Annotated in this window: 12 protein-coding genes and 1 tRNA gene; 9 read left to right on the forward strand and 4 right to left on the reverse strand. The window is 37.0% G+C overall.

The annotated features are described in order from the left end of the window. Positions 1-532: 532 nt before the first annotated feature. On the reverse strand, positions 533-1,156 hold the full coding sequence (lexA, locus tag V7266_RS01595) for a transcriptional repressor LexA (protein ID WP_335465484.1): 624 nt from the start codon (positions 1,154-1,156) through the stop codon (positions 533-535). A 161-nt stretch (positions 1,157-1,317) separates the two neighbouring features. On the opposite strand from lexA, the gene yneA reads away from it, so the two are divergent. From yneA to V7266_RS01625, 6 genes are all read left to right on the forward strand, one after another. Beyond that, on the forward strand, positions 1,318-1,638 hold the full coding sequence (gene yneA / locus V7266_RS01600; protein WP_335465485.1) for a cell division suppressor protein YneA: 321 nt from the start codon (positions 1,318-1,320) through the stop codon (positions 1,636-1,638). A gap of 12 nt (positions 1,639-1,650) precedes the next feature. After that, the gene (locus tag V7266_RS01605; RefSeq protein WP_335465486.1) at positions 1,651-2,298 is read left to right on the forward strand and encodes a YneB family resolvase-like protein; all 648 of its coding nucleotides are present in this window, start codon (positions 1,651-1,653) and stop codon (positions 2,296-2,298) included. 73 nt (positions 2,299-2,371) lie between these two features. Continuing rightward, positions 2,372-2,602, forward strand: coding sequence for a DUF896 domain-containing protein (locus V7266_RS01610; protein WP_098528585.1), 231 nt, complete (start codon positions 2,372-2,374; stop codon positions 2,600-2,602). A 220-nt stretch (positions 2,603-2,822) separates the two neighbouring features. Beyond that, entirely contained in the window at positions 2,823-4,829 is a 2,007-nt protein-coding gene (tkt, locus tag V7266_RS01615; RefSeq protein ID WP_335465487.1) for a transketolase, read from the forward strand. 361 nt (positions 4,830-5,190) lie between these two features. Next, the gene (gene sirA / locus V7266_RS01620) at positions 5,191-5,631 is read left to right on the forward strand and encodes a sporulation inhibitor of replication protein SirA (protein ID WP_335465488.1); all 441 of its coding nucleotides are present in this window, start codon (positions 5,191-5,193) and stop codon (positions 5,629-5,631) included. A 73-nt stretch (positions 5,632-5,704) separates the two neighbouring features. Further along, positions 5,705-5,917: a YneF family protein gene (locus V7266_RS01625; RefSeq protein WP_098528582.1), complete on the forward strand. Its 213-nt coding sequence runs from the start codon at positions 5,705-5,707 to the stop codon at positions 5,915-5,917. A 99-nt stretch (positions 5,918-6,016) separates the two neighbouring features. Here the strand turns inward: V7266_RS01625 and V7266_RS01630 are convergent, their stop codons facing one another. Continuing rightward, a complete protein-coding gene (locus V7266_RS01630) occupies positions 6,017-6,256 on the reverse strand; it encodes a Spo0E family sporulation regulatory protein-aspartic acid phosphatase (RefSeq protein WP_420491293.1) in 240 nt (79 codons plus the stop codon). 212 nt (positions 6,257-6,468) lie between these two features. Between V7266_RS01630 and V7266_RS01635 the strand changes: the two genes are divergently transcribed. Both V7266_RS01635 and V7266_RS01640 read left to right on the forward strand, forming a co-directional pair. Then, a complete protein-coding gene (locus tag V7266_RS01635; RefSeq protein WP_098527871.1) occupies positions 6,469-7,176 on the forward strand; it encodes a cytochrome c biogenesis CcdA family protein in 708 nt (235 codons plus the stop codon). Positions 7,177-7,359: 183 nt separating this feature from the next. Then, positions 7,360-7,839 carry a CcdC family protein gene (locus tag V7266_RS01640; RefSeq protein ID WP_335465490.1) on the forward strand — a complete coding sequence of 160 codons (480 nt, stop codon included), beginning with the start codon at positions 7,360-7,362 and terminating at the stop codon, positions 7,837-7,839. A 96-nt stretch (positions 7,840-7,935) separates the two neighbouring features. Here the strand turns inward: V7266_RS01640 and V7266_RS01645 are convergent, their stop codons facing one another. Beyond that, complete coding sequence (locus V7266_RS01645) at positions 7,936-8,361, reverse strand: DUF2621 domain-containing protein (RefSeq protein ID WP_335465491.1); 426 nt, start codon at positions 8,359-8,361, stop codon at positions 7,936-7,938. Positions 8,362-8,609: 248 nt separating this feature from the next. Here V7266_RS01645 and V7266_RS01650 point away from each other — a divergent pair. Beyond that, positions 8,610-8,706 (forward strand) — tRNA-Sec (locus V7266_RS01650). A gap of 907 nt (positions 8,707-9,613) precedes the next feature. On the opposite strand, the gene V7266_RS01655 is transcribed toward V7266_RS01650, so the two are convergent. Beyond that, the gene (locus V7266_RS01655; protein WP_335465492.1) at positions 9,614-10,483 is read right to left on the reverse strand and encodes a LysR family transcriptional regulator; all 870 of its coding nucleotides are present in this window, start codon (positions 10,481-10,483) and stop codon (positions 9,614-9,616) included. Positions 10,484-10,571 lie beyond the last annotated feature (88 nt).

A 10,571-nucleotide genomic window follows, 5' to 3' on the forward strand; every position in this document is an offset into this window, starting at 1 on the left:
CTGAAGTAGAGTCATCTTCCGACACGTAGGACTAAAAACTAGGCAGTCGTGTCAGAAGAAGAGTTACCTTCGGACAGGAGTAGGGAAAAAAGAAGAAGCTCCTGTTCGAAGTAGAGCCATCTTCAGACAGGAGTAAGGAAAAACGAAGGAGCTCCTGTCTGAAGTAGAACCATCTTCTGACAGGAATAAGGAAAAACAAAGGAACCCTGTCCGAAGTAGAGTAACCTTCTGATAGACCCAAGGAAAAAACAAGTTCCTTTCCCAAATTACAGTCATCTATGGAAACACTCTAGTTAACATAAGTACTTTGTCCGAAATAAGCATATGGCCAACTAGATATTGTCGTTAATAAGTCTAATTAATTCGACCAACTGCTTCTCGCTTAACTAAAAAATTTTATCCAATAAAAAACCCCAGTCTTTTTACCCCAATACAAAAAGCATCGCAGAATGCGATGCAATTAGATAAATTATTAGTCCAATCTTGAATTCAAATACACTAAACCCCGTTAGACGTCTGCTCTTTTACAGATTTAATGAATATGACGATAAACCCCAATAACTTTCCCTAAAATTGATACATTTCGTAAAATAATAGGATCCATGGCAGAGTTTTCCGGCTGTAGGCGAATATAGTCTTTCTCCTTAAAGAACCTCTTACAAGTAGCTTCGTCATCCTCTGTCATCGCAACAACAATATCCCCATTATTGGCAGTTGGCTGCTGTTTTACAATCACATAATCTCCGTCAAGTATTCCCGCCTCTATCATACTTTCACCCATGATTTCTAGCATAAATACCTGCTCATCGGAAGGAGCTAAGCTTTCAGGAAGTGGAAAAAATTCTTCAACATTCTCGATGGCGGTGATAGGCAAACCTGCCGTTACCTTACCGACCACTGGAACATTGACAACTTTATTTCTAGGAATCTGTGCTGCCTCATCTGCATCTAGTATTTCGATAGCTCTTGGTTTCGTGGGGTCTCTTCTAATTAGACCTTTACTCTCCAATCGCGCTAGGTGACCGTGAACAGTAGAACTTGATGCAAGTCCAACCGCTTCGCCAATTTCCCTAACGGAAGGAGGATATCCCTTACTTCTAACCTCTTCCTTGATAAACTCGAGGATATCCTGCTGCCGCTTTGATATCTTTACCATGATAAAATGCACCTCGCCTGGTTAATGTTGTCTTTATTATAGCATGTTGGACCATAGTATACAAACATAAGTTCGAGAAAATGGTTGACAACAAACAAATGTTCGAATTATAATAAAAACAAATAAAAAGGGAACATATATTCTTATAAGAGGTGCGAAACATGAAAAATTTATGGAAACAATACTCGTATGCTATTACTCTTATTATTTTGAGCTGCTCAATTGCTTTTGTAGTATCAATCCAACATCATACCGATGATCAATATGTAAAAGTCACCATTGCTGAAGGGGACTCACTTTGGAAAATCTCAGACCAGTTCGAAGGACAACATTCTCTATCAAACAAGGAGTTCGTAAGCTGGGTAAAAAAACATAATGAAAATATCAAGGATCAAATCTATCCTGGTGAAGAAATTGTCATTCCTGTAAGTAAAAAGAATTCTTCCAATACAACAGAACTCGCAAGTGCGCCAAAGGAATAGAAGGGATAAAAAATGAAAGCAATTATATATTGTCGTGTCAGTACCAACAAAGAAACACAGGAGACATCCTTAAAACGGCAAGAAGAGGAATTAATCCAGTTGGCGAACCAGTATGGATTTGTAATCGACTCCATTATAAAAGAACAAGCTAGTGGTTATGATTTTGAAAGAGATGGAATACTAGAGGTATTAGAGCGGATAAAAGAGCCGCAAGTACAGGCCTTATTAATTCAGGACGAAACACGTCTTGGAAGAGGGAATGCTAAAATTGCCCTTCTGCATTGTATTTTAAAAGAAGGGATTCAACTTTATAGTATTTCCCATAATGGAGAATTACAACTGTCAGAATCAGATTCTATGGTATTAAAAATAGTCAGCATGGTAGAAGAATATCAGCGTAAGCTGCATAATGTAAAAATTAAACGCGGCATGAAACGAGCTGTAGAGCAAGGCTATAAGCCGGAAAAAAACTTGAAGAATCTAGGACAATCCTCCGGCAGGGAAAAAATCGAAGTACCGATTGAACAAATTATTCGATTACGGGATAACGACTTGACGTTTGCTGAAATTGCCGCCACGCTTAGAGGCTTTGGATACAACATTTCAAAAGCAACCGTCCATAGAAGGTACCAAGAATATATCGAATCACAGAATCAGTAGCTCTTTATCTTGTCATAAAGGCTTTTTTTTAGTAAAATCAAGTGTCTTGATTTGACAGAAAGGATGTGTGGGTATGCTTTCAAAAGAAAAAATGGCTCGCATTAATGAACTGGCGAGAAAAGCTAAATCATCAGGATTAACAGAGTTAGAAGCAAAAGAGCAATCCAAATTAAGAAGTGAATACTTGGCTACTTTCCGAGCAAACATGCTCGATACATTAACAAATACAAAGTTTATTGATCCAGAAGGAAACGATGTCACACCTGAAAAATTAAAAGCTAGAAAGAATCGCCCTCTTCATTAACTATATATTAAGGTTTATAATCTGCTGTGTTTCATCAACCCGCCTAATAAAGGCGGGGTATTTCTTTATTTAATACATATATTATTATTCTAGTATAATTCAAACTAAAAAATATGGGGCAATTTTCAATTTATTTCTTGTTTATTAGTTGAATTAATAGACAATGCAAGATAATATAAAGGATGTATTTATTATCCGTGTTCAAGAAAGGATGTAACTCATGTTTAATACAATTGATGATTTATCAGTAACATCGATTCGTACGCTTTCAATTGATGCTATTGAAAAAGCAAATTCTGGGCATCCAGGTATGCCAATGGGTGCTGCTCCAATGACTTATACTTTATGGTCAAGATTCATGAACCATAATCCAAAGAATCCTCATTGGTTCAATCGTGACCGTTTTGTCTTATCTGCAGGCCATGGTTCTGCATTGTTATATAGCATGCTCCATTTATCCGGCTATAATTTAAGCATGGAGGACATCAAACAGTTCCGTCAGTGGGGTAGTAAGACACCTGGACACCCTGAGTATCGCCACACTGAAGGCGTAGAAGCAACAACTGGTCCGCTTGGACAAGGGATTGCAATGGCTGTCGGAATGGCAATGGCAGAACGCCATGTTGCTAGTGTTTATAACAAAGATCAGTACGAGATTGTGAACCATTATACATATAGTATTTGTGGTGATGGTGACCTTATGGAAGGTGTTTCTGCAGAAGCGGCATCCCTTGCAGGACATTTAAAATTAGGACGCTTAGTTGTTCTTTATGATTCAAATGATATTTCTCTAGATGGAGACCTAGATAAGTCTTTCTCTGAAAGTGTAAAAGGCCGTTTCGAAGCTTACGGCTGGCAATACCTTCGTGTAGAAGATGGTAATAACCTTGATGAAATCGCAAAAGCACTAGAAGATGCAAGAAATGACCTAGACCGTCCAACAATGATTGAAGTTAGAACCGTCATTGGTTACGGTTCACCAAACCGTGCCGGTACTTCAGGCGTTCACGGGGCTCCACTTGGTGCAAATGAGTTAAAGCTTACTAAAGAAGCATATAAATGGACATTCGAAGAAGATTTCCATGTTCCACAAGAAGTTTATGACAACTTCCAAAAACTCATTGTTGAAAACGGTGAGAAGAAAGAAAAAGAATGGAACGAAATGTTCGCACAATATAAGAATGAGTATCCTGAATTAGCTGGTCAGCTTGAACAAGCATTAAAGAATGAACTTCCTGAAGGCTGGGATAAGGATATTCCGGTTTACCAAGAAGGAAAGAGCTTAGCAAGCCGTGCTTCTTCTGCTGAAGTCCTAAATGGCATTGCTAAAAACCTGCCAATCTTCATTGGTGGTTCTGCAGACCTTGCAGGTTCTAATAAAACAATGATTAAAGGTACAACAGACTATATGCCAGGTGCCTATGAAGGCCGCAATTTCTGGTTTGGCGTTCGTGAATTTGCAATGGGTGCTGCCATGAACGGAATTGCCCTTCATGGAGGAGTAAAAATATTTGGCGGGACATTCTTCGTATTCTCTGATTACCTTCGTCCAGCAATCCGCTTAGCGGCAATCATGGGATTACCTGTAACTTATGTATTTACACATGACAGTATCGCAGTTGGGGAAGACGGTCCAACACACGAACCAGTTGAACAGCTGGCAGCATTACGTGCAATGCCAGGTCTATCCATTATCCGTCCAGCAGACGGTAATGAAACCGCAGCAGCTTGGAAGCTAGCGGTGGAATCAACCAATAAACCAACTGCTCTAATCTTAACTCGTCAAGATTTACCTACATTAAAAGGTACAGATGTTAATGCATATGAAGGAGTTTCAAAGGGTGCTTATGTTGTTTCACCTGCTGAAAAAGAAACTGCTGATGCCTTAATTCTTGCTACTGGTTCAGAAGTAGGTCTTGCAGTGGAAGCGCAAAAAGTCCTTGCAGGCGAAGGCGTTGATGTTTCTGTTGTCAGCATGCCATCATGGGATCGTTTTGAACAACAATCACAAGATTATAAAGATGCTGTTCTTCCAAGAAACGTGAAAAAACGTCTTGGAATCGAAATGGGAGCTTCATTTGGCTGGCACAAATATACTGGTTACGAAGGCGATGTATTAGCAATCGACCAATTCGGAGCATCAGCACCAGGTGAAAAAATTATGGAAGAGTACGGCTTCAGCGTGGATAATGTAGTAGCTCGCGTGAAGGCTCTTTTACAAAAATAATAAAGGTGAAATAAATATGATGGAGAACGGAAGATCTAAAGATCCCGTTCTCTTTTTTTGTTGCGGAATTAAAGTAAAACCACAATCGTGAGCCAATCAATTCATTATTGAACGGTTACTTAAGATATTTAGGGCAATAACAATCAAAAAACCTAGTGACCTCATCCTACAGAACAAATTATAGTATTACAAAATAATGAACAAATACCAATTATAAAGGAATGTTCATTACTTCTACCGAAATTTGTTAGCAACCTTATTATCGACAAAAGTAGTGAAAGTTTTTGCCGCCGTAAGACAAACGTTTTGTTTATGCTTTTTTATAATAGAAAAAAGGGTTTCAACGAAGGGGAGAACAGTGGTGAGAAAATATCAGCTATATTTAGTAGAAGATGAATTTGCTGCTCATTACTTCGGAAGAGAGCGTATATTTTTTCAGTTATTTCATGAGCATCATACATCGGATGGCGAGCTTAAATTTATCACACAAAAACAAATTTCATATATTACGAAACGGGTAGAGGTTTTAAAAATCCATAATCTTCTTCAAAAACAGCTTGGCAAAATGAAGGGATTTAGAGCAGATCATGGTGCATATACCATTGGTGTAAGCGGAAAACTAAGCACGGCAAGATTAGAAGTGTTTCAAGAGTTAATAACAGTTGAGGCAGAAGGCAGCTATGAGGCAGAAACCGCCTTCTTTGAGGTGCTCAGAAAATGCGAATCTTCCTTCTTAGCAATTGACTTAGAACACGAACGGGTCGGCTGGTTAAAGCCAATTAAAGAAAGAAAATTTGTCTAATTGAAATGAGATATTGTTTTATTCCGTTTTATTTAGTACACTGTATGGTAGACAACATGAAGGAGGAAGTTTAATGTTATATGTACTAGTTGGTATACTAGCTTTAGCAGCTGGTGTAGCACTAGGATTTTTCATTGCTCGTAGATATATGATGAGCTATTTAAAGAAAAATCCGCCAATCAATGAACAAATGTTAAAAATGATGATGATGCAAATGGGTATGAAACCTTCGCAAAAGAAGATCAACCAAATGATGGCAGCAATGAACAAGCAGCAGTCTAAATAAAACGGACAAGCACCCATTTTATTGGGGTGCTTTTTTTACGTAACAATATTTTCTTAAATGTTAATAGAAAAAGCCTGGCATAATTACCAGGCTTCCTTTTTATAATGCAGTAGATGGAACTTTTTTAATATATATTTTATTATATTCGTTCAATAATTTATCAAGTTCCTGACTATAGCGAATGGCAACGGAGGATGTCAAGCCGTTGGTGATGGCGACTTGAATTAATTCAGCTCGCTTTGTTTCTATCATAGTAATAAGATCTTGTTTCAGCACGGCCGAAGTCCTTTCCGGAGTGATTCCTAATATTTTTAGTAAAAAAGAAGAGTCTTGTCCCATTTAAGAGACATTGTTTTACTAGTATAACCCATATTGTAAATTACTTCAAAGAAATTTGTAAGAAAAAATCCAGTTTATTTGTTTCTACTTGAGAAAGTTACTATTTATTGACGTGTGAGCACTGAGACACAAAATATTCACGTTAAGGTTATCTTTTGATGGTCATTTTTGTTAGAATGAAGAGGTATCGACTATAGTGGGAGTGTTAATACATGTCTGATGTTAATTTATTTTTAGCTTTGGGAGCAGGCTTTCTTAGCTTTATTTCTCCTTGTTGTTTGCCGCTTTATCCAGCCTTTCTTTCATACATAACCGGAATGTCTGTAGGAGAATTAAGAGATGAAAATGCCATGCTGCAAAAGCGAAGCTTACTGCATACATTATTTTTCTTATTAGGTTTTTCGATTATTTTTATCGCAATTGGTTTTGGAACCTCGTTTATTGGCCAGTTTTTCTTATCCTATAAAGACCTGATTCGCCAGTTAGGAGGAATCTTTATTGTCTTATTTGGATTGATGATTGTCGGTGTATTTAAACCAGAATTTATGATGAGGGACCGCCGCATTGAATTTAAAAATCGCCCTTCTGGGTACATTGGATCTGTTTTAATTGGGATGGCCTTTGCTGCCGGTTGGACTCCTTGTACGGGCCCAATTCTGTCATCTGTTATTCTCTTAGCTGCATCAAATCCAGGATCAGGTGTGTTATATATGCTTGCATACTCTCTCGGCTTTGCGATTCCATTTTTGATCCTATCGTTCTTCGTCGGAAGGATGAAGTGGATCAAAAAACACAGCGGAAAGATTATGAAAATCGGTGGTTATATCATGATTGTCATGGGGATTGTGTTATTCTTTGATTGGATGACGAAAATTATTACCATCTTTCAAGGAATGTTTGGTGGATTTACAGGATTTTAAATCTTTTTTTCTACTAAGATGGTAGTTTGCAAGTGCAGAAAGTCTTCCAGCTATTGATACTGTATGAGTTACCTGCAACATTAAAATTTTTTAATGTTATAAACAGTAATTATTTTTTCTCAAAATTCATCATTTGATATATAATGGTTGAGTAAATAATTAGATAAGGGATGAATGAATCCAATGAATTACGTTGTTGTTTCTTCTATCGGAGCTGTTATTATGGGCTCTCTCGCTCTGTTTGTTCGTATGAAGGCAGCCAAGAAACCGACTAATGTGAAAAAGATTATCTTGCCGCCTTTTTTTATGGCAACAGGGGCATTCATGTATGTGGTACCGGAGTTTCGATTAACGCCTATGGAGATTGGTGAGGCCATTATTGTTGGTATGCTTTTCTCGATTCTTTTGATTAAAACGTCAAAATTCGAAATTCGTGATAATGATATTTATCTGAAAAGATCAAAGGCGTTTGTTTTTATATTAGTTGGATTGTTAGTGGTACGTTTAATATTAAAAGGAATATTAAGTAGTACGATTGATATTGGTCAGCTAAGCGGCATGTTCTTCCTGCTTGCCTTCAGCATGATTGTTCCTTGGCGTGTGGCAATGTACCGCTCTTATATGAAACTCTATAGGGAGCTTCATAATATTAAATTGGTTTAAAATTCAACACTGACTCATAATGGGTCAGTGTTTTTCTTATGTAAGATAGTGGATGTAATTTATTCATAATAAAAAAACCGCCATAAGTTGGGCGGTTTAGAATAAATGTTCATATGGAGTAACATCAATTTGATTTTGAAAAAGCTTTTTGCGTAAAAATTTATGATCACGTTTGGGTGTTGCTTGAATATAGCCGCGAATGACAAGTTCTTCTGTTATTTTTGAGGCATTTTCTTTTATAGCTAGTTCACCAATTTTTCCGGCAATCTTGTGCTTTGCTACATCACGGAATAGTTCCGGAACAGGACTGACTAAATCCTCGAGTAGAGTTTTTTCTTCAGGACCCCATAGGTGTATTGATTCATTCACATAATGTTCTTCCCAATCCATAACGGACTTGCCATCTTCTTTTGGCATTTTTTTTAAGAACTTTCGGAACATAAAAAAGCCGCCGATTGAAAAGGCACCTATTAAAAAGACTACCCAAAAAAGGATAAACCATAGAAACCAACCTTGAAGCATGTTTCTCACCTACAAAACAATATTATACTCTATTATAGTCTTTTTGGGGTGCTGATGACAAGAATTCGCCACAATTTTGCTTTCAAACACCGTTTTTTTTGGATATTTAAGCCTTTGTTGGGAAAAGGAATCCTTGTCGAAAAAATGACAAATCAGTCGAATTAATTGATTTAGTACTATATTCCATTGTAATATGATATCAAGATAGTTGTTTGTTTGTGAATAATTACATGATCTTTTATTTATATGGGGCTGAATGGGGTACTGGTGTCCTCCACAGTCTTCAAAACTGCTTGAGACCTGCGTGCCAGGTCTGGTGGGTTCGATTCCCACGCAGTCCCGCCAAATAAAATTTATCAAGGGTTTTTGCAGATTTACTTTGATTAAAGTTTTTACATATTCCTTCACAGTCTCACTCCTATCTACTGACAAGACTGTAGAGGGGCTGTTACTGAGACTGTAGAGAACGTTTCTTTCAACCTCCAAATAATTATTTATTGGAGGTTATTTTTATGCAATCAAAGGTTATGGCAAAAAAGGTTAAGCCTAAACTAGGTAAAATAAGAGAAGGTAGCTAATACTGGATAAAGAATTACGTGAGAAGTTATTTAAGCGTTTTGATAAAGAGCTGAAGAACGAAGAGTTGCGAGAAAAGGTGAAGAGAAGACCTGCACGTATGAACGGGACTACGGTGGAAGATAGAATGCTGCAAGAAGTACTGAACAATCAATTGCTGGAGTACTTGAACAAATGATTTGTTAATGATATCCCACCTATTTTTAATATCACCGTGCCTCATGGGAAGACCGGCGCAAAGGGAGGCATTTCTAAATACGTAGCAGTTTTCAAAAAATGTTGGGAGGTGACATTATGTGCAAGATTGAAAACCAGACCAAAGCAAATATGCAGCGGCTGGGAATCTATAGACCAGAATTCTTCCATAACAAAACGGAGGCAAGAACAAATGAAAAATGAAATTAATATGGAAGCTTAGTGAGAGATTTTTCCCTTTTATTAATTAATAGGGGTATTTTGAATAAGAATTAAAATATAAACGAAGTACTGTGTGCGTAGCTATTTTTTAATAAAAAATAAATATTAGTTTCTTCAGTCTGTTTGTTTAGCGAAATCAATTGAAAATTAGGGTGGAACCTACTTATAGTCGTACAATCCCACCTCAACTCTCTTCTTTAATCCTTCTAAAAGGTTATTAAAATTTTTGCAAATTTTTGCCTTATAAGATCTTTAGCATCTATTTCATATTATCGTACTCTTTTAAAAAGTCGACAAATGCGTGAACAGCCGACAGTGAAAGTGACCTTTCCCGGTACAGCAGCCATGTATTTCTTTTTAAAGGCTCTCTATTCTTCTTGGTTAATATTATTTTGTGAACATCGTCTTCTTTTTTTAAGCAAATTGATGGAAGAATGGCATACCCTAAACCCATAAGAACCATTTCTTTACAAGTATCGATGCGGTCTACCTCCATTGTGACGGTAGGAGGCTGGTCAAAGGTCTCCTGCCACCAATTATCAATTAATGTTTTTTGGGTTTGGTCCGTTTCATAATTAACTCTGGGCAGGCTAGGTAATTCCTTTATATTTTTTATTTGTTTTTGCGATACTATTAACATAGGTTCTTCACGAAATAAATATTTTTCTTCCTGCCAGATATAATTTCCGCGGACAATACCAACATGAACCTCTTCTTTATGAAGCAGATGGTTTATTTCAGCACTCCAACCAGTTTTAACGTTAACTTCAACATTTGGATAATGATTAATGAATTCTTTTAAAATGGCTGGAAGTTCGTATCTTGCAAAAATACCGGAAACTCCAATTCTTAATACCCCTCTGATTTCCTTATCCATGTTCTGTACAAATTCTTTCGTGTTTCGAAGCTGCAAGATCATATTTCTTGCATATTGGGCTATATATTCACCTTGTGCCGTGAATTCTACACCTCTTTTTCCTCTCGCAACAATCATTGTGCCAAAATCTCTTTCTAATTGCTGTAAGCGATAGGTTAATGCCGGTTGAGAAATATACAGTTTTTCTGCGGCTTTAGAAATATTTCTCTCCTGAAAGATGGTTTGGAGAATAACCCAATCTTTTTCATCCATTGCAGCACTTACCTCCTTAACCATAAATTATATTTATATTTTTTTTGTAAATATGCAAATTATTTCAATAATTAATACTATACTAAAA

The organism is Neobacillus drentensis (assembly GCF_036965645.1).
GTDB lineage: Bacteria > Bacillota > Bacilli > Bacillales > Cytobacillaceae > Neobacillus > Neobacillus drentensis_D.